Annotated in this window: 18 protein-coding genes and 2 tRNA genes; 19 read left to right on the forward strand and 1 reads right to left on the reverse strand. The window is 55.1% G+C overall.

Translation table 11 applies throughout. The features are described from left to right. A partial coding sequence (locus BM181_RS14155; RefSeq protein WP_143092217.1) for an IS3 family transposase occupies positions 1–243 on the forward strand: 243 nt, incomplete at its 5' end. 102 nt (positions 244–345) lie between these two features. Here the strand turns inward: BM181_RS14155 and trpD are convergent. After that, a complete protein-coding gene (gene trpD / locus BM181_RS14160; RefSeq protein WP_075445769.1) occupies positions 346–1,362 on the reverse strand; it encodes an anthranilate phosphoribosyltransferase in 1,017 nt (338 codons plus the stop codon). 163 nt (positions 1,363–1,525) lie between these two features. Here trpD and BM181_RS14165 point away from each other — a divergent pair. The 18 genes from BM181_RS14165 to BM181_RS14250 all read left to right on the forward strand — a co-directional run bounded on the left by BM181_RS14165 (position 1,526) and on the right by BM181_RS14250 (position 19,676). Continuing rightward, positions 1,526–1,602 (forward strand) — tRNA-Pro (locus tag BM181_RS14165). A 9-nt stretch (positions 1,603–1,611) separates the two neighbouring features. Beyond that, a tRNA-Arg gene (locus BM181_RS14170) sits at positions 1,612–1,688 on the forward strand. A 101-nt stretch (positions 1,689–1,789) separates the two neighbouring features. Further along, positions 1,790–3,544, forward strand: a complete 1,755-nt coding sequence (locus tag BM181_RS14175) for a sensor domain-containing diguanylate cyclase (protein WP_075445770.1) — start codon at positions 1,790–1,792, stop codon at positions 3,542–3,544. A gap of 164 nt (positions 3,545–3,708) precedes the next feature. Further along, on the forward strand, positions 3,709–4,986 hold the full coding sequence (locus BM181_RS14180; protein ID WP_075445771.1) for an ArsB/NhaD family transporter: 1,278 nt from the start codon (positions 3,709–3,711) through the stop codon (positions 4,984–4,986). A gap of 129 nt (positions 4,987–5,115) precedes the next feature. Further along, positions 5,116–5,388: a DUF4321 domain-containing protein gene (locus BM181_RS14185; RefSeq protein ID WP_371263049.1), complete on the forward strand. Its 273-nt coding sequence runs from the start codon at positions 5,116–5,118 to the stop codon at positions 5,386–5,388. Positions 5,389–5,399: 11 nt separating this feature from the next. Then, the gene (locus BM181_RS14190) at positions 5,400–5,990 is read left to right on the forward strand and encodes a Maf family protein (RefSeq protein ID WP_075445772.1); all 591 of its coding nucleotides are present in this window, start codon (positions 5,400–5,402) and stop codon (positions 5,988–5,990) included. Further along, positions 5,959–6,648 (forward strand): RadC family protein, encoded by a 690-nt coding sequence (gene radC, locus BM181_RS14195; protein WP_075445773.1) that lies wholly within the window; start codon positions 5,959–5,961, stop codon positions 6,646–6,648. Before BM181_RS14190 ends, radC begins: the two co-directional genes overlap by 32 nt. A gap of 156 nt (positions 6,649–6,804) precedes the next feature. Then, positions 6,805–7,851 carry a rod shape-determining protein gene (locus BM181_RS14200; RefSeq protein ID WP_075445774.1) on the forward strand — a complete coding sequence of 349 codons (1,047 nt, stop codon included), beginning with the start codon at positions 6,805–6,807 and terminating at the stop codon, positions 7,849–7,851. Continuing rightward, on the forward strand, positions 7,848–8,798 hold the full coding sequence (gene mreC / locus BM181_RS14205; protein ID WP_075445775.1) for a rod shape-determining protein MreC: 951 nt from the start codon (positions 7,848–7,850) through the stop codon (positions 8,796–8,798). Before BM181_RS14200 ends, mreC begins: the two co-directional genes overlap by 4 nt. Then, complete coding sequence (gene mreD / locus BM181_RS14210) at positions 8,795–9,295, forward strand: rod shape-determining protein MreD (RefSeq protein ID WP_075445776.1); 501 nt, start codon at positions 8,795–8,797, stop codon at positions 9,293–9,295. The genes mreC and mreD overlap by 4 nt, the downstream gene beginning before the upstream one ends. A gap of 45 nt (positions 9,296–9,340) precedes the next feature. Continuing rightward, positions 9,341–11,134, forward strand: coding sequence for a penicillin-binding protein 2 (mrdA, locus tag BM181_RS14215; RefSeq protein WP_075445777.1), 1,794 nt, complete (start codon positions 9,341–9,343; stop codon positions 11,132–11,134). 38 nt (positions 11,135–11,172) lie between these two features. Continuing rightward, positions 11,173–11,844: a septum site-determining protein MinC gene (minC, locus tag BM181_RS14220; protein ID WP_075445778.1), complete on the forward strand. Its 672-nt coding sequence runs from the start codon at positions 11,173–11,175 to the stop codon at positions 11,842–11,844. An 11-nt stretch (positions 11,845–11,855) separates the two neighbouring features. Next, positions 11,856–12,644 (forward strand): septum site-determining protein MinD, encoded by a 789-nt coding sequence (gene minD, locus BM181_RS14225; protein ID WP_075445779.1) that lies wholly within the window; start codon positions 11,856–11,858, stop codon positions 12,642–12,644. A gap of 11 nt (positions 12,645–12,655) precedes the next feature. Beyond that, the gene (gene minE / locus BM181_RS14230) at positions 12,656–12,928 is read left to right on the forward strand and encodes a cell division topological specificity factor MinE (protein WP_075445780.1); all 273 of its coding nucleotides are present in this window, start codon (positions 12,656–12,658) and stop codon (positions 12,926–12,928) included. Between the two features lie 17 nt (positions 12,929–12,945). Further along, the gene (gene rodA, locus BM181_RS14235) at positions 12,946–14,049 is read left to right on the forward strand and encodes a rod shape-determining protein RodA (protein WP_075445781.1); all 1,104 of its coding nucleotides are present in this window, start codon (positions 12,946–12,948) and stop codon (positions 14,047–14,049) included. A gap of 138 nt (positions 14,050–14,187) precedes the next feature. After that, entirely contained in the window at positions 14,188–16,803 is a 2,616-nt protein-coding gene (locus BM181_RS14240) for a TIGR03960 family B12-binding radical SAM protein (protein WP_075445782.1), read from the forward strand. A gap of 36 nt (positions 16,804–16,839) precedes the next feature. Continuing rightward, positions 16,840–18,282, forward strand: a complete 1,443-nt coding sequence (locus BM181_RS14245) for an Rne/Rng family ribonuclease (protein ID WP_075445783.1) — start codon at positions 16,840–16,842, stop codon at positions 18,280–18,282. 188 nt (positions 18,283–18,470) lie between these two features. After that, entirely contained in the window at positions 18,471–19,676 is a 1,206-nt protein-coding gene (locus tag BM181_RS14250) for a dicarboxylate/amino acid:cation symporter (RefSeq protein WP_075445784.1), read from the forward strand. Positions 19,677–20,108: the final 432 nt, after the last annotated feature.

Genomic DNA, 20,108 nt, shown 5'->3' on the forward strand with positions numbered 1-20,108 from the left:
TTAAAGGAAGAACGAATTTTTCAAAGTATGTCTCGCAAAGGCACCTGTCTGGATAATAGCGTGATGGAAAATTTCTTTGGCCTGCTAAAACAGGAAATCTATTATGGGCATACCTATCACAGCTTCGAAGAACTTGAACGAGCTATACGGCATTACATCACATACTACAATAAGCACAGAATCAAAGCTAAGCTGGGGTGGCTCAGCCCAGTAGATTACCGTTTACGTCATGCCGCAGCATAAAAAAACGGTAGCAGCAAATAATTGCTACTACCGGTAAGGTCTAACTTTATGGGGTCACTACAATATCGCTGGGATGTCACGCGACTTTTTTATGGGAAACAATCAGGCATTCGACAGCTGACGGAATTCCTTGAGCTTATCCATGGCGGCACCGGAGGCGATGAGCTGGCGGGCTTTATCGATACCGGCGGCGATGCTGTCAGCCTGGCCGCCTACGTAGATGGCAGCACCAGCGTTGAGCAGCACGATGTCGGTCTTGGGGCCAGTGGCACCATTCAATATGTCGAGGGTGACCTGGGCATTCTCTGCGGGATCGCCGCCACGGATGTCATCCTTGCTGCAGCGCTGGAAGCCGAAATCTTCTGGTTTTACCGTGTAGCGTTTGAACCAGCCATCGCGGAATTCACAGACACTGGTCGGAGCACTCAGCGAGAATTCATCGAGACAATCTTGGCCGTAGATGACCATGCCGCGCTTGACGCCTAGCGAGAGCATGACTTTAGCCAGTGGCTCGAGCAGATATTCGTCGTAGACACCTAAGACCATGTGGGTCGGATGGGCCGGATTGGTCAAGGGGCCGAGGATATTGAATACGGTGCGGATGCCGAGTTCCTTGCGGATGGCGCCGACGTATTTCATCGAGGTGTGGTATTTCTGCGCAAACATGAAGCAGAGGCCGATCTTCTCGAGTTCTTCGACGACTTTCTCAGGCGGCTGGGCAAGATTGACGCCCAAGGCTTCGAGACAGTCGGCGGCCCCGCACTTGGAAGAGGCTGCGCGATTGCCGTGTTTGGCGACCTTGACACCAGCGGCGGCGATGATCATCGCTGCAGTCGTGGAGATATTGATGCTGTGTGCGTGGTCACCGCCAGTGCCTACGATATCGAGGACGTCCATCGTGTGTTCGACTGTCAGGGCATGATCGCGCATGGCAGCCGCCGAGCCGGAGATCTCGTCGATTGTTTCGGCTTTGGTGCTTTTGGTGGAGAGGGCTGAAAGATAGGCGGCATTCTGTACCTGCGAAGTTTCACCGTTCATGATCTCATTCATGACGTCGTAGGCTTCACGGTAGGACAGGTCTTGCTTGCTGACGATTTTTTCAATGGCTTCCTTTATCATATGTAGTCACCTCAAATACATGTTGCTTTCACGATTAAGATAAACAGTATCATCAAAATGTAAAGTTGTCAACATAACGACGAGGATAGCCTGGAAAAAGTGGTTGGCGGCAAAAAAAAGTTGACAGCTGGAGTTTAATTGGCTATAATACATGAGTGGTCTACGGGATGTAGCGCAGTTTGGTAGCGCGCCTGCTTTGGGAGCAGGATGTCGCAGGTTCGAATCCTGTCATCCCGACCATTGTCTTTTGCGTCAGTAGCTCAGTTGGATAGAGCAACGGCCTTCTAAGCCGTGGGTCGGGGGTTCGAATCCCTCCTGACGCACCAATGGAATCAAGGGCCCCGGGGATTTCCTCGGGGCTTTTTTGGCATTTTGCATGCTTATCCGATGGATGGATCGATTTGTTTTGTTAGAGAAGGTTGTGAAAATGAAACAGATTCCTTTTTCCATAAAAAACCGCCAGGAGCTGCACGACTGCATCGAGAAGGTGCAGCAGGAGGCCCGGGCTTTGAAGAACTTGTCCTGCGTGCTGGTTTCGATTTTCATGGATACGGCCAATGAACGCATGCTGCAGGAGATGAAGCATACCATCAATGCTTCGTTTCCTGAGGCGCAGATCGTCGGCTCGGTTTCGCGGGGAGAAATCGTCAACGGGACATTGGTCGAGCATGATATCGTTGTCAACTTCACCTTGTTTGAGTGCTCGAAAGTCCGGGTCATGTCGTATGATTTCCGGATGATGAGCAGTGAACAGGCCGGTAAGGAACTGCTGGCAATCCTCAATGCGGACAAGGAGGTAGCGGCTGTCGAAGTGATATCTGCCGGCTTCCATCTCGATGTCAACCCGTTTTTCCATGAGGTCTCGAAGTCGCGCCAGGAAATCGTCTTTTTCGGCGGACTGGCCGATGACGGCAGTCTCGGGCAGAATGGTATGGTGTTTGCACAGAATACGACTTTGCGCCATGGTGTGGCCGTGGCGGTATTCAGCGGCAGCAAGCTGCATGTGCAGGCAAGCTCGAGCTTCGGCTGGAAGCCGTTGGGCCGCAGCATGACTGTCACGAAGATGGATGGCGAGTTCTGCCTCAAGGAACTCGATGGTATGCCAGCATTGGATGTGTTTGAGCGTTATCTTGGTATTGTGAATAACGATAGGTTTCTTGTGGAGTCCTTGACTTTTCCGTTCTATTTTGAACGCAATGGCACGGTACTGGCGCGTCATCCGCGCCGTTGCCGTGAAGATGGCGGGGTTATGTTTGGGGCGGACTTCCGCGTGGGTGAAAGGGTTCGTCTGGCCTATGGCGATCCTAGCGATATCATCGAGAATGCCATGGTCCTGCAGGAGAAGCTGGCCAATTTCCGGCCGGAGGCAATCTTTATGGTCAGCTGTGTGGCGCGCTGGATGCTCTTGGGAAGTGATACGGAGCAGGAACTTTCGGTTACGCGCCATCTGGCACCGTCATCGGGATTCTATGCCTATGGCGAATTCATGCGCAATGACGCGGGCGAGATTATGGTTTCGAATATGACGCTGGTGACGATTGGCATGCGTGAAGGACCCGGCAGAAGTGAGAAGAGAGAAATCAAAGTAGAACATCCGAAATTCAAGCCGCATCGGACCATTATGGCGCATCTGGTCCATCTCATTGAGACAACCACCCAGGAATTGGAAGAAACGAATGCTAAACTAGCGAAACTGGCGCAGCTTGATCGTTTGACCGAAGTCTTTAATCGTGGCGAGACGGAAATGCGCCTGGCAACGATGCTGCAACAATCACAGCTGTCAGGGCAGCCGTTGGCAGTCTTGATGCTTGATATCGATGATTTCAAAGGCATCAATGATAGCTTTGGCCATGAGATGGGGGATAAGGTCATTGAGGCTGTGGCCGGTATTTTGCGGGAGGTGACGCGTACTGAAGTGGATGCGCCAGGCCGCTGGGGAGGCGATGAGTTCCTTGTGGTTTTCCCGGATATGGCCGCGAAGGAAGGGCACGAAATAGCTGAGCGGATTCGTAAGGAGGTAGCTGCGCTGGACTTCCTGCCGGAGGGCAGACGGGTTACTGTCAGTATCGGATTGGCTACAGCTGCTGAGGATGATACGACCAATGCACTTTGCCGCCGTGTGGATATGGCTCTTTATGAGGCTAAGCGCAGCGGTGGCAAGAATATGGTTATCATGCACTAACAATTCCTCGTGGGGATAATTGCCTTGCTTTTTAGGCATACCTATGATAAGATGTTTGTACAAATCGATAGATAAACAAAGGCGGAGTCTGGTCACTAAGGGCTCCGTCTATTTTTTATCAGTGGGGAGGGGAGAGATCTCATCCCAGCAAAAGGAGGCATATAATGGAAGTATTAGCTGGTATCATTTTTATTTTGATGTATGTGGTCATCGTATCGGAGAAGATCCATCGCACAGTGGCGGCGATGCTCGGTGCGACGATCATGGTACTGATCGGCATCATGGATCAGGAGACGGCACTGCATCATGTGGATTTCAACACGCTGGGCCTGCTGGTCGGCATGATGGTCCTGGTCGGTGTCACGAGCCATACGGGATTGTTCGATTACGTGGCCATCAAGGCGGCCAAGGTGGCTAAGGCAGAGCCGAAGCGCATCCTGGTGTATCTCGGTCTCATCACGGCGATCTTCTCGGCGTTCCTCGATAATGTCACGACGGTCCTGCTGATGGTGCCGGTGACGTTCAGCATCGCTCAGAAGCTGCATATCAATCCGATCCCGTTCCTGCTCACGCAGATCATCGCATCGAATGTCGGCGGTACGGCTACGCTGATTGGCGATCCGCCGAATATCATGATCGGCAGTGCGGTAAAAGAGCTGACGTTCATGGCGTTCATCGAGAATCTGGCACCGATAGCCTTCATCAACTTGGTCGTTGTCATCCTCATCGTGGAGGTACTCTATAGCAAGAAGATGAAGACGAAGCCGGAGCTGCAGGCTGAGCTCATGCAGATGGACGAGAAGAAATCGCTGAAAGACCGCAAGCTCCTGGCCCGGTCGCTGTTTGTGCTCTCGCTGGTCATCCTCGGTTTCTTCACGCACTCGATCACGCATATCGAGTCGTCGATGATCGCGCTGGCTGGTGGCTTCCTGCTGCTGCTGCTGGCAGGCGGCAGCCATCACCTTGTCGAGACGACGATGAAGTCGGTGGAGTGGGCGACGATTTTCTTCTTCATCGGTCTGTTCATTGCCGTTGGCGGCCTCATCGAGACGGGCATCATCGGCAGCCTGGCCAAGCAGGCCGTCGAGCTCACGGGGGGCAACGTGACGAGCACGTCCCTGCTGGTTCTCTGGCTCAGTGCCATCGTATCGTCGGTGCTTGACAATATCCCGTTCGTAGCGACGATGATCCCGCTCATCCAGGATATGGGAACGATGGGCGTCAGCAACTTGGAGCCGATCTGGTGGAGCTTGGCCCTGGGTGCCTGCCTGGGTGGCAACGGCACGCTGGTCGGTGCTTCGGCTAACCTTATCGTGGCCGGTCTGGCAGCAGACCGTGGCGTCAAGATCACCTTCATCAATTATTTCAAGGTGGGTTTCCCCATCATGCTCTTGACGATTGTGCTCTCGACGGTGTATGTTTATATCCGGTATCTGATGTGATCCGGTGATAAGCGGCTAGGGAATATCAGTTCCCTGGTCGCTTTTTTGTTTTATCTTTTGTCTTTGCTGGCAGGATTATGTCCAGTGGACGAGAATATTATGGATGGTAAATGGTTTGGAGGGATTCTTTTGGCAAAATTCAGTGGCAGAGGATACGGGATGTGTGTGCTCTTTGTGGTGATCGGTGCTATCTTGGGTGGTATCCTGGGACAGCTGTTGATGAAGGTCGATGCGCTGGCAGGCATCATGCCATATCTGGTGACGACGTATCCGGTATTTGATATCACGCCGGTGACGTTCAATCTCTATGTGATCCAGTTGACGTTGGGCCTGGCCTTTGCTCCGAACCTCATGAGCATCCTGGGCATCGTGCTGGCCATTGTCCTGTTTCGCAAGTATTGATAGGAGGCAGTATGATTATTTTAGCGTCGGGGTCGCCACGCCGGAAGGAACTTCTGGATCAGATTGGTGCAGATTTTGTGGTGCAGGTCAGTGAGGCAGCTGAGGAAAGCGGCGATGCGCTGGCACCACAGGAGCTGGTGAAGAGGAATGCCATCGCCAAGGCGGAAGCCGTGGCCAGGGAGCATCCGGAGCTGCCGGTGCTCGGGGCCGATACGGTTGTCGCACTTGACGGGCACACGTATGGCAAACCGTGCGATAAGGCCGATGCTTGCCGCATGCTGCGCCTGTTTGCGGGGCGCACCCATGAAGTGTCGACAGGCATCGCGCTGGTGTGCGGCGGCAAGGTCCATGCGGACGTCGTGACGACCAAGGTCACGTTCGCGCCGCTGACGGAGGCTGAGATCTGCCGTTATGCAGAGACCGGTGAGCCGCTGGACAAGGCGGGAGCTTATGCGGTGCAGGGGCAGGCGGCAGTATTCATCGAGAAGCTTGACGGCTCATACTCGAATGTTGTCGGTCTGCCCTTGCACGCGCTCGCACGGCTGGCTGGAAAGGCAGGCGTCGATTTGTATGGCAATCATGGTGAAGGATCTGCCCGTTGACGAACGTCCACGGGAACGGTTGTTGTTTTCTGGGGCTGCTGCGCTGAGCAATACGGAACTTCTGGCAGTGCTGCTCCGGACGGGGACACGGGAAAAATCGGTGATCCATATCGCCGAGGAGGTTTTGGCCCATTACAAGGACCGCGGGCTGGAGGCGATCGTGCATATGCCGCCGGCGGAGCTGGCGGCCGTCAAAGGCGTGGGTAAGGCCAAGGCGGCGACGGTGCTGGCAGCGGTGGAGCTCGGGCGGCGGCTGTCGATGAAGGCGGCCGAGCATATCGTGGTTATACATGATCCTGAGGATGCGGCGCATTTTGCGCTGCCGCGGTTTCGTTTCGAGCAACGTGAGCATTTTGCCGTCATGCTGCTCGATACGAAGAATCATATCCTTGGCATGCCGGATGTTTCGGTGGGCAGCTTACAGGCATCCATCGTACATCCGCGTGAGGTGTTCCGGGCGGCCATTGACTATGCAGCAGCGGCGATGATCCTGTTCCATAATCATCCGAGCGGGGACCCCACCCCGAGCCGTGAGGACATCGCGGTGACCCAGCGGCTGGTCAAGGCGGGGAAAATCATGGATATTCCGGTGCTTGATCACATCATACTCGGCAGGGAATGTTTCTTGAGCTTGAAAGAGAAGGGAATGTTGTCGTAAGAAAATCCTTTTTTTTCTTGTGCTTTTCTGTAAATTTCCGTTACAAACCCCCATGAGTTGTGCTACAATAAGATAGCTGTTTAAAAATCAAAGTAAAATCTGCTGGTGCTGAGGCGTCGGCTTGTTTAAAAGTTTTGAAGGGAGTTTTTCAGTAAAATGTGGAGTCTTTTGGGTGGTTTATCGCACGATATGGGTATTGACCTCGGTACGGCAAATACGCTGGTTCATGTGAAGGGCAGAGGTATTGTCCTGCGTGAGCCGTCGGTTGTCGCCATCAAAAGCGACACGGGAGATGTCCTGGCCGTTGGCGAGGAGGCCAAGCAGATGATCGGTCGTACGCCGGGCAACATTGTAGCAATCCGTCCGATGAAGGATGGTGTCATCGCTGATTTCGATGTGACCCAGGCAATGCTGAAATACTTCATCCGCAAGGCGATGGGTTCGAAGTCCTTCATGAGTTCGCGCCCGCGCGTTGTCGTTGGTGTGCCTTCCGGTGTCACGGAAGTTGAGAAGCGTGCGGTCATCGACGCTGCCCAGCAGGCAGGTGCACGTGAGGCATATCTGATTGAGGAGCCGATGGCTGCAGCTATCGGTGCTGGCCTGCCCGTCGAGGAAGCGACGGGCAGCATGGTCGTCGATATCGGTGGCGGTACGACGGAGATCGCAGTCATCTCTCTCGGCGGTATCGTCACGAGCCGTTCCATCCGCATCGGCGGTGACGAGATGGATTCCTCCATCGTGCAGTACATCAAGCGCATGTACAACCTCATGATCGGTGAGCGCACGGCAGAGGAGATCAAGATCAACATCGGTACGGCTATCGTCACGCCGGATACGGACAAGACGATGGATATCCGTGGCCGTGACCTCGTAAGCGGTCTGCCGAAGACACTGACCATCCAGGCCAAGGAGATCCGCGAGGCTCTGAACGAGCCGATCTACAAGATCATCGATGCGGTCAAGGGAACGCTGGAGAAGACTCCGCCAGAGCTGGCTGCTGATGTCATGGACCACGGCATCATGATGACGGGCGGCGGTGCGCTGCTTACGAATTTCGACAAGCTGCTCTCGCATGAGACTGGCATGCCGGTACTCGTTTCCGAGGATGCGCTTTCCTGCGTCGGTGAGGGTACGGGCAAATCCCTCGAGAACATCGAGCTTCTCAAACGTGTAGTCATGACCTCGAAGAAGTTGAGACAATGAGCAACAGGGTAAGAAAAGATAAGGATTCGCATCGCAAGCTATGGGCTGTGCTCTTTGTCATTGTGAGCTTGTTCTGCATCATTTTCTTTGCCGCCCGCGGGCGGTTTCAGGCACCAGTGAGCAGCAAGGCTGCCTTGCTGGTGCTCTCGCCGTTCCAGCAGGCGGTTTCCTGGGTGGGCAGCCAGGTGAGTCATGTCACTGGCAGCATCTGGGAAATCGTGACGGTGCATGAGCAGAACAAGATGCTGCGCAATGAAGTCGAGCAACTGCGCGTGCAGAATCTTGAGGCCAGTGAAGCATTGGCAGAAAATGAGCGCTTGCGCACGCTGCTGGGCTATCGGCAGATGATGACGCAGTTCGATATGGTTGGTGCGCGCGTAATCGGCCGTGATTCGGCGACCTGGTCGAGTGTCATCATCATTGACCGAGGCCAGAAGGATGGCGTCAATACCGATATGACGGTAGTGACGGAAAAAGGACTGGTCGGTCATATTCTCGAGGCAGGCTGGAACACATCGAAGGTGCAGCTTATCCTCGATCCGCGTTCTTCGGTCGGCACGATCGTGCAGCGGGCTGAGTCGCGCGTGGCAGGTATTGTCCAGGGGGATTTGGATAATCCTACGATGCCGCAGATGGTCAATATACCGAAGAATGCTGATGTAGTCGAGGGCGATGTCATCGTGACATCTGGTTTTGGCGGCACGTACCCGAAAGGTATAGTGGTCGGCCTTGTCTCGTCGCTGCAGAATGATTCGGGCGGCCTGCTGAAGGTCGGCCTGCTGGAGCCGGCTGTGGATTTCCAGAAGCTTGAGGATGTCATGGTCATCACGGAGTCGCGCGAAGCGCCGCCTGAGCCCATAAAGCCGCCAGCGCAGACGCCGGGGACTGAGACGGATCCCGCTGCGCAGGCAGCTGCAGCCAAGGCCGCTGAGGAGAATCCACAATGAAGAAGTTTGGAAGACTAGCATTATTTGTCATTGCGTTATATGTCCTGCAGACTTCGCTGCTGCCGATGATTGCCTATCGTGGCATCAGTCCGGATCTCATGCTGCTGCTTACCGTATCGTTCGCCTTTTTGCGCGGTGTGCGTCAGGGCGGGCTCATGGGGTTTGCCACAGGCCTGCTGCAGGATCTGGCTTCCGGGACATTCCTTGGCATCAACGCATTCACGCGCATGCTGCTGGGCATGTTTTTTGGCCGGTTCTCTGACCGGGTGTTCAAGGAACAGTTCTTCTTGCCGGTCACAGCATCCATCACGGCAATTATCGCGAACTATTTTATTTTGGCGTTGCTTATGGTATTATTAGGTTATCGCTTTAATCTGGTGAGCAGCTTGCAAACGATGCTTATACCGATGCTCATCTATCAACTGGCTTTTGCCTATCCGGTTCATCGTTTTACCTATGAGCTGGACAAGAAGCTAAGTGAAAAAGAAAAACACTGATTAAGGCACCTTGCGGGGTGCCTTTCGTTATGGGAGAGATATTTCTTGGTCGAAAATGACGAATTTGGCGGCAGAATAAAGGTACTGAGCTGGTTATGCGTACTGGTTGTTGCCGTACTCATCGGCCGTGCCGGTTATTTGCAGATCTATGAGGGCGATTATTATGCGGCGCTTGCTGAGGGCAACCGCATCCGCATCATACCGTCCATGGCACCGCGCGGGACGTTCTATGACCGCAACGGCAATCTGCTGGTACAGAATCGTCCGGGTTTCACGGTATCCTTGCTGCCACTTACGGCACCGATCTCTGACGATGTCATCGCACGTTTGTCAGAGCTGGTCAAGGTGCCTGTGCCGAAAATCAAAGAGAAGATCGCCGCGCACAGCGGCTTCGATCCGATCCGCATCAAGGCGGATGTCACGCCGGATATCGTGACGATCATCGAGGAGCAGAAGAGCAATTATCCCGGGGTGGTCATCGAGGTGCAGCCAATCCGCGACTATACCAACAAGCAGGAAGCGGCCCATACCTATGGCTATGTCAGTGAGATCAACGACATGGAGCTGGAGAAGCTCAAGGATCAGGGCTATAAGTCTGGCGACATCATCGGCAAGTTCGGTTTGGAGAAGATCTATGACAAGGAGCTGCGCGGCGAGAATGGTGGCCAGCAGGTTGAGGTCGACGTATCGGGCAAGCCGGTGCAGATCATCGGCAAGAAGGACCCCATTCCCGGCGATGACCTCTATCTGACGATCGATGAGGGCTTGCAGACGGCAGCGGAAAAGGCAGTTGATGAGCAGTTGAAGCTCATCCATGCCAATGCAGCCGCAGCGGTGGCCATGAACCCGCAGACTGGCGAGATCTTGGCTATCGTCAGCCGTCCGGCGTTCGATCCGAACTTGTTTGCCCATGGCATTTCCACGAAGGACTGGAATGCGCTGAACAACAATCCCTATCATCCGATGGACAACAAGGCCATCACGGGTGAGTATCCGCCGGGCTCGACGTTCAAGATTGTGACAGGTACGGCGGCTTTGACCGAGGGGGTTGTCTCGCCGGAAGAGCTCATCAACGATACGGGACGCCACTGGATCATTCCGAAGGGCAATGCCGAAGGCGAGGCCTTGGGCCTCATCAATTTCCGGCAGGCTATGGCCCATTCGGATAACGTCTATTTCTATGAGATGGGCAACCGTCTTGGCATCGACCGTCTCGAGAAATATGCGCGGATGTTCGGTCTCGGCAAGACGACAGGCATTGACCTGCCCTATGAGGCGTCTGGCCTGGTCGCAAACCGCAAGTATAAGGAACTGAACTTCGAAGATGGCGAATGGTATCTGTCGGAGACCTTCGATGCGGCTATTGGTCAGGGCTTCAATCTGGTGACGCCGCTGCAGGCGGCCATGCTGATGGGGGAGATTGCCGCGGATGGCAAGCGTTTCCGCCCGCATGTCGTGCAGCGGATCGTCGGGCCTGATGGCAAGACGGTCAAGGAGTTCAAGCCCGAGCTGCTGTCGACCCTCGATGTCACGCCTTCGGTACTGAAGCTGGTGCAGGATGGCCTGCACGATGTCACGAAGTATGGTACGGCAGCTTCGTCGTTCCAGGGATTCAACATCGATATCGCGGGCAAGACGGGAACGGCGGAGAATCCCCATGGCCGTGACCACGGCTGGTTCGTCGCTTACGGGCCCTTTGACAATCCGACGATTGTCGTGGCGGTCATCGTCGAGCAGGGCGGTTTCGGTTCACAGTCGGCAGTGCCTATCGGCCGCAAGATCCTTGAAGCTGCCTTTGGGGTCAACCAGCCCAGCGACAAGGCCCAGGCAAAACAGTAAGCAAGTCATATAAAATATAAGTAGAAGTGAGGACAGCCATGAGTGATGAGATTGTAAAGATCAAGGGCAGCAAGTCCGGTCTGCAGCTTAGCTTTGCAGAAGGCGCTGCTTTTGCGGCTGTGCGCAAGGACATCGAGGAGAAGCTGGTATCCGGCACAGGATTCTTCCTGCGCGGGACGCTGGTGCTGCTCCCGAAGGATGCCTTTTCCGAGACGGAGCGTGCCCAGCTGCAGAAGATGTTCCATGAACATGGACTGATCTGCCGGACGATGAATCCTGAGGCGCAGCCGACCCCTTCGGAGCAAGTGCGCCGGGAAAATGAGCAGGAAAAACAGCGGCAGGCAGCTGCTCAAGCGCAGGCGGCGTCCAGGAAAGAAAAAGTCCAGGAGATGGTCGTAGTCAATCGCACGCTGCGCGGCGGGCAGGAGATCCGCACAGAGAGTTCGGTGATGGTCTGCGGCAATGTCAATCCTGGTGCGCAGATCATTGCTGGCGGCAGCATCGATATCCGGGGGACCTGCCGTGGCATGGTACATGCGGGCGCCTTTGGGGACAACACGGCATTCATCATTGCCGACCATCTGATGCCGACGCAGATTCGCATCTCGAATCTGATCGCGCGGTCGCCGGACGAGATGGAAAAGACAGAGCGAGCTGAGCGGGCTTCCATCAAAGAAGGCCGCATTGTGATTGAACCAATAGAAAGGTAGGAACGGACAATATGAGTGAAATCTATGTAATTACCTCCGGTAAAGGTGGCGTTGGCAAGACGACGACGACGGCAAATCTCGGTGTGGGTCTTGCTATGCGTGGCAAGAAGGTCGTGCTGGTCGATACGGATACGGGCCTCAGGAACCTCGACCTGCTCCTCGGGCTGGAGAACCGCATCATGTATGATCTGATTGACGTTACCGAGGGCCGTGTACCTTACAAGAAAGCGTTGGTTCGCCACAAGAAATATGATACGCTCTTCCTGCTGCCGACCTCCCAGGTCAAAGACAAGATGGCTGTGAATCCGGAGCAGCTTGTCGCACTCTGCAAGGAGCTGCGGAAGGAGTTCGACTATATCCTGATCGACTGCCCGGCTGGTATCGAGCAGGGCTTCAAAACGGCAATCGCTGCTGCTGATACGGCGCTCGTCGTCACGATGCCGGAGATCTCGGCAGTACGCGATGCGGACAAGATCATCGGCGAGCTTGGCCGTGCCGATAAGCAGGACATCAAGCTCATCGTCAACCGTATCCGTCCGCAGATGGTTGAAAACGGCGATATGCTCGATATGAGTGATATCAACGATATCCTCTCGATCGATTGCATCGGGCAGGTGCCGGATGACATCAAGGTCGTCACGAGCACGAACAAGGGCGAGCCTTGCATCACGATGGATGATTCGCAGGCTGGCACGGCTTACCGCAACATTGTTGCCCGTATGTGTGGCGAGAGTGTGCCGTTCATGGAATTTGCCAAAGAGGGTTTCTGGGCACGTCTCAAGCATGTTTTCGGTAAATAAGGAGGATTCGTATGATAGACGCATTGATGAAGATTTTCGGCAAAAAAGAACAGTCTGGCAAGATAGCCCGGGATCGCCTGAAGGTCGTACTCATTCATGATCGTGCCAACATTTCTCCGGAAGTCATGGAGAACCTCAAGAACGATATCATCAAGGTGATTTCCAACTACATGGAGATCAATCAGCATGATATGGATATCTCGCTGGCCAATGACGATGATTCGGTGGCCCTGGTCGCCAATATCCCAGTCAGCCGCATGAAACACGACAAAGGCACCCATTGAGAGATGAATAAGAAGAAATGACGAAAAGTATATTACGTCGCACAGATTTCACTCTGCTGGCCGCGACCCTGGGCATCATCCTCATGAGCCTGGTCATCATCGGCAGTGCGACCCATATCAATACACCCAGTGACGATCGTTACTGGTTTGTGGCTCGTCAAGGTATCTTTGCTTTGATGAACATCGGCCTGGCGGTGTTCCTGATGAACTTTGACTACAAGATGCTGCAGGGCTACGGCAATCGGCTCTATGTCTTCAATCTCATCATGCTGGTGGCCGTCATGCTGGTCGGCCAGTCGGCACTGGGCGCCCAGCGCTGGATCTCGATTGGTCCTATCAGCATCCAGCCGTCGGAGTTCTCGAAGATCATCATGATCATCTCGCTGGCGGCGATGCTGGAGGAGCGGGTTGGCAAGCTGAACACGCTGCATGACCTGCTGCCAGTAGCAGCCTATGTCGGTGTGCCCTTCCTCTTGGTCCTCAAGCAGCCAGACCTGGGCACATCGCTGGTGTTCATGGCGATCTTCCTCGGCATGATCTTCATCAGCGGCATAAACCTGCGGCTGTTGGGCGGGATATTTGCCGCAGGCATAGCGATGATGCCGCTGCTATGGCATGTGCTCAAGGATTACCAGAAGATGCGCATCATGGTCTTCATGGACCCGAATGTCGATCCGCTGGGGTCGGGGTATCACATCATCCAATCGAAGATAGCCATCGGGTCGGGTATGCTGTTTGGTAAAGGACTGTTTGGTGGCACGCAGAGCCAGCTGAACTTCCTGCCAGAGAATCATACGGACTTTATATTCGCCGTTGTCGGCGAGGAGCTCGGCTTCATTGGCGTGACGTTCCTGCTGCTGCTGTACCTTGTCGTCCTTTGGCGTGGCGTGCTGATCGCGCGCGATGCCAGCGATATGTTCGGGCGGCTGCTGGCTGTTGGCATCACTTCGATGCTGGCCTTCCACGTGCTGGTGAATGTCGGCATGACGCTGGGCATCATGCCGGTGACAGGTATTCCGCTGCCCCTCATGAGCTACGGTGTCAGCTCGCTGACGACCAATATCCTGTCGATTGCGATACTCTTGAATATCCAATTGCGAAAACAAAAATTGCTGTTCTAGCAGAATGATAGGCCTTCTCCGGGGATGCCACCGGCATCCCGCGCCTGCTGGCGCCCTGTAGGGGAAGGTTTTTTTACAGATAACAGATAATAGATAGAATGAAATGATTCGGAACTGAATGATGGAGGAATGAACAAAATGGTACGACTTGACCACGAGGTGCTTCAGAACGTATTGAAGCCGTCCCGCTATACTGGCGGCGAGTGGAATGCCGTGAAGAAAGATTGGGATAAAGTGGATTGCACGTTTGCCTTGGCGCTGCCCGATGTCTATGAGGTCGGCATGAGCAACCTTGGCCTTGCCATCCTGTACGAGGTGCTCAACCGTCAGCCAAATATCGCCGCAGAACGCGTCTATGCGCCCTGGACGGATATGGAGCAGGAAATGCGCGCGCGCAACATCCCGCTGTTCTCGCTGGAGACCCATACGGAGCTGGCTGCCTTTGATTTGTTCGGCTTCTCGCTGCAATACGAGATGATCTATTCGAATGTGCTCAATATGCTCGACCTGGCGCAGATCCCTATCTGGGCCAAGGACCGTACGCTCGATATGCCGTTTATCGTGGGTGGCGGTCCTTGTGTCTACAACGTGGAGCCGATTGCTGATTTCTTTGATTTCTTCATCGTCGGTGAGGGCGAAGAAGTCATCGTCGAGGTGTCCCAGGCAATGGCCGCATGGAAGAAAGCGGGCCGGCCGGGGGGCCGCCGCGGCTTCCTCGAGCGCCTGCTGACGATGGACGGCATCTATGTGCCGTCGTTCTATGAGCCGGTCTATGCTGCCAGTGGCGATTATGAGCGTTTGACGCCGCTGGATGAAAAGGCGAAAGCCATCATCTACAAGCGTGTCTGCCGTGATATGGATGAGGCCATGTCGGTGGAGAATCCTATCGTGCCGTATATGGATATCGTCCATAACCGCATCATGCTCGAGTTGTTCCGCGGCTGCTCCCGCGGCTGCCGATTCTGCCAGGCTGGCATCTGCTACCGTCCGGCCCGCGAGCGCACCGAAGCCAAGCTCAAGAAGATGGCGCGCGGGCTCGTGGATAAATCCGGTTACGACGAGATGAGCCTTACGTCCCTGTCGTCGGCGGACTATTCCTGCTTGGGCGGTCTTGTCGATGACCTCATGGAGGATTTCAAGGACGAGAAGGTCAGCTTTTCGCTGCCATCGCTGCGCATCGACAGCTTTTCCATCGACCTTGCGCACAAGATGCAGCAGGTCAGGAAATCTGGCCTGACGTTTGCGCCGGAGGCAGGTACGCAGCGGCTGCGTGATGTCATCAACAAGGGCGTCACCGAGGAGAATCTCATGAACGCCTGTGGTTCGGCGTTCCGTCAGGGCTGGAAACAGGTCAAGCTCTACTTCATGATGGGCCTGCCGACAGAGACCGATGAAGATATCATCGGCATTGCCAAGCTCGCGAAGAAAGTCGTCGATCTTTATACGGAGATCAAGGGCCGCCGTGGCGTCAAGGTCACGATTTCCGTTTCGTGCTTCGTACCGAAGCCGTACACGCCGTTCCAGTGGTTCGGTCAGCTGCCGATTGCTGAGTTTGAACGCCGCCAGCAGCTGCTCAAGGAAAATATCACCGACCGTGCCATTACCTTCAACTATCACGATGCGCGCCTCTCGATCATCGAGGGCGTCCTGGCGCGTGGTGACCGCCGCCTGAGCAAGGTCATCTATCAGGCTTGGCAGGATGGGGCGAAGTTTGATGGCTGGTCAGATCTCTATAAGCATGACACCTGGCTCGCTGCCTTTGACAAGTGCGGGGTCGATATGAGCTATTACAATGAGCGTACCCGTGACTTCAACGAGGCACTGCCCTGGGATATCACTTCGCCGGGCGTCAATAAGGATTTCCTGCTGCGCGAGTGGCAGCAGGCCATGGAGGGGGCGCTTACGATCGACTGCCGCCGTAGCAAGTGCACGGGCTGTGGCATCTGCCCGAATCTCGGCGTCCATGTCATCGACTATGCCAAGGAGGCCAAGCCAGTGGATCTGTCCACTGAGACAGCGGCACCGAAGCAGCCGGAGACCGACCCGAAGGGCCCGGGGAAACCGCGCACGCTCTATAAATTCCGCGCGGAAATCACGAAGGGCGACGAGCTTCGCTATGTCTCGCATCTCGATTATGCCAATCTCTTCTTGCGGGCCTTCGACCGCGCCAAGCTGCCGATGGCCTATTCGGAGGGCTTCAACCCGCATATGAAGGTTTCCTTCGCTTCGGCACTGTCACTGGGCGTAACGAGCGAGGCCGAGTACATGGACTTCGAGCTCGTAAAACCAGTCTGCCAGCCTGAGGTATTTGACCGGCTCAAGGCACAGTTGCCACCGGGGGCCGAGCTGCGCGAGCTCCGCGAGGTGCACGGCAAGCAGCCGGCGCTCATGGCCCAGGCGGATGAGGCTCGCTATACCTTGACGGTACCCTATACGGGCAGTGAGGCTGAGGCCCAGAAGGCAATCAAGTCTTACAACGATGCGGCTGAGGTGATATGGCAGCGAGTGACGCCGAAGAAGAAACGGGAAATCGAAACGAAGCAGTATATGAAGCAGCCGGTCACGGCTGAACTGACGGCGGCGGGGCTGCGGCTGGTCATGGACATCATCATCACCCAGTCCGGCAGTGTCAAGCCTGTCGAGATCCTGACGGCAATCCAGCAGCAGTTCGGGCTGGCCGTTGATGCCTCGCAGGCCTTGATCACGCGCAATGGTCTGTTTGCACATGGCAAACGCTTGATTGAACTGGTATAATGGATATAGCTGACACGTGGGAAAAGGGGGGAGCTTATGAAATCCATACTGGTGACTTGTGTACCCGAAGAGAACCGGGTAGCCATGGTGGAAGATGGCGTGCTGGAAGCCATTGAGATGGAACGCTCGTCCCATTCACACCTGGTAGGGAATATCTATAAGGGGCAGGTGCAGAATGTCCTGCCTGGCATGCAGGCGGCTTTTGTCGACATCGGGACGGAGAAGAACGCATTCCTTTACATCGGCGATGGCTTGCCGCAGGATGTGGTCAAGGCGCTGCCGAAGGTGCAGCACATCCATATCGGCCAGCGGCTGCCCGTGCAGATTATCAAGGATGCCATCGGCACGAAGGGGCCGCGCGCCACGACGCATATCTCGCTGCCGGGGCGCAACGTCGTCTTGATGCCGACGGCTGCCTATATCGGCATGTCGCGCCGCATTGATGATGAGGCGGAGCGCAGCCGCTTGCATGAGATAGCCAGCCGCATCTGTCCTCAGGGCATGGGGCTTATCATCCGTACTGTAGCTGCTGGTCAGAGCGAAGCGGCCTTACAGGCTGATGTTGACTACCTGGTCAAGCTCTGGGAGTCCATCATGGCGCGCTTCAAGCTCAAAGGCAAGGGAACGAATCTGCTGTTCCGCGATGCAGATCTCATCATCCGCATGGTGCGCGACTCGCTGACCGATGAGGTGGATGAGGTGCTCATCGATGATCGCGAGGTCTGGCAGCGGGTGGTCGACCTGGTGCAGTTCCTCTCGCCGCATCTGGCCCAGCGGGTCAAGCTCTACGAGGGCAAAGAGCCGCTGTTCCGCAAATACGGCATCGAAGATGAGCTCGAAAAGCTTGGAGCGCGGCAAGTGGAGCTCAAGTCTGGCGGATTCCTCGTCATCGACAAGACGGAGGCTTTGACCGTCATTGATGTCAATACAGGCAAATATGTCGGCAAGTCGAATCTTGCAGATACGGTCTATCAGACAAACCTTGAGGCAGCTGCCGAGATCCTGCGGCAGATCCGCCTGCGCGATATCGGCGGCATCATCATCGTCGACTTCATCGATATGGAGAAGGAGGCGCAGAAGGAGCATCTGCTGAACTATATGCGCGAAAATGTCCGTCATGACCGCACGAAGACGAACATCGTCGACATCACGAGCCTGGGGCTCGTGGAGATCACCCGCAAGAAATCGCGGCAGAATCTCGATAGCATCATTTACAGCGAGTGTCCGGTCTGCCATGGGCGCGGCCGCGTCGAGTCGCCAGAGACTGTGAGCATCCGCATCGCGGCGGCCATCCGCCGCATGGAGCGCAGTTCCCATGCGCGGGAAGGCTATGAGATCGAGGTCCATGAGACCGTGGCCGAGGAGCTGCGGGCGAATCAGCTGATGATGGACCTGGCCGCGGAATTCGGCACCGATATCAAGGTGACCGTCAAGCCTGGCATGCATCCGGAAAACTACTCGATTCTCCAGCAGAGCTGAATATGAGAAGCAACACCTCCCGAGGTGGATATATATCCACCTCGGGAGGTGTTTATTTATGTATACAATACACATAACACCTATATGTCTGTATAGTGTAGACACATATGGAAACTATCAGTATAATAAAGGCAGATGAGGGATTGTGAAATCATATTATTTTATTTTCCAGCAAAGGAGTGATTGTTATGAACCTTTCAATCAAGATTTTTATCGCTCTGATACTTTCTGTTGTCGTTGGCCTTATTGCCGGTGAACCGGGACTGCCGTTCATCAACTGGTGGATTGCGCCAATCGGCACCATCTTCATCAATCTCATCAAGATGATGATCGTACCGGTCGTATTCTTCTCCCTCGTCGTCGGTATGACAAGTCTCGGTGATACGAAGAAATTGGGACGCATCGGTCTCAAGACGATCCTGCTCTATCTCTGCACGACGGCGGTGGCCATCGTCATCGGCTTTGGCATTGCCGGCCTTGTCCATCCGGGGGTGGGCCTGCAGATGGCCAGTGAGGCAGCCGTCAAGGTCAAGGAAGCACCATCGATCATGCAGGTGTTCGTGGCCATGGTTCCTGCCAACCCCATCGAGGCGATGGCTAAGGCCCAGATCCTGCCGGTCATCATCTTCTCGCTGTTTGTCGGTGTCGGCATCTTGAAGGTCGGCGGTGAGCGGGCGGAACTGCTCGTCAGATTCTTCGATGCTGGGGCAGAGGTATCCTACAAGATCATCGGCCTGGTCATGAGCTTCGCACCGTATGGTGTCTTCGCACTGCTGCTGCCGGTCGTAGCCAAGAATGGCCCGAAGGTACTGCTGCCGTTGATGTCGGTCATCGCCTGCGTGGCTGTTGGCTGCGCAATCCATGCGATTGCCGTCTACTCGACGCTGGCCAAGGTCTGGGGCGGACATACGCCGCTGGAATTCTTCAAGGGCATGAGCGAGCAGATGCTCATCGCCTTCACGACTTGCTCGAGCGCCGCATCCCTGCCGGTCAACATGAAGAACTGCCAGGAGAAGCTCGGTGTATCCCGTGAGGTGTCATCCTTCGTCCTGCCGCTCGGTGCGACGATCAATATGGATGGCACGGCGCTTTACATGGGTGTCTGCACGCTGTTCATCGCCAACGTATTCGGCATCGACCTGACGGCTGGCCAGATGATGATGATCGTGCTGACAGGCACGCTGGCCTCGATCGGTACTGCAGGTGTCCCGGGCGCCGGCCTCATCATGCTGGCCATGGTGCTGCAGTCTGTCGGCCTGCCGATCGAGGGCATGGCACTGGTGGCTGGTATCGACCGCGTCCTCGATATGTTCCGTACCTGCCTCAATATCACTGGTGATGGTGCGGTGACGATTGTTATGGATCAGGAAGAGAAAAAACATGCGGCAGCTTAATATAGCTGGCATTTATGCTTAAGGCGGGAGTTGTGAGATGACCGTCTGATGAATACGAAGACCCGTTGACATTACAAGAAGTCAACGGGTCTTTTGTTAAATTGCAGTTTATCTGTCCGTACGTGGTTAAAACAAACTCGGTACAGCTCAGCTTGGGTGGGGGCGGGTGCACTTTTTCTCCGCTCCCGCTAAATGACCCGCGCGGCTGCTTTAGTACGTACTTAGATACATGTGCCGGGCAGGCCAGCGGCACGCCAATACATCGAATCGTTCTAGGAAGTACGTGCTGCGGGCCATCCCTCACTGCGTTCGGGCAAATCGCTCCCGCTGCGAAGAAAGTGTACCCGCCCCCGCCCTCTGCTACGTTTGGATAAGCCTGCTTTGTTCCGGCAATAGGTTACGAATTACATCGATGTGCTTGTTACGAGAGAA

Origin of the sequence: Pseudoselenomonas ruminantium (assembly GCF_900113715.1) — a bacterium.
GTDB classification, from domain to species: domain Bacteria; phylum Bacillota; class Negativicutes; order Selenomonadales; family Selenomonadaceae; genus Selenomonas_A; species Selenomonas_A caprae.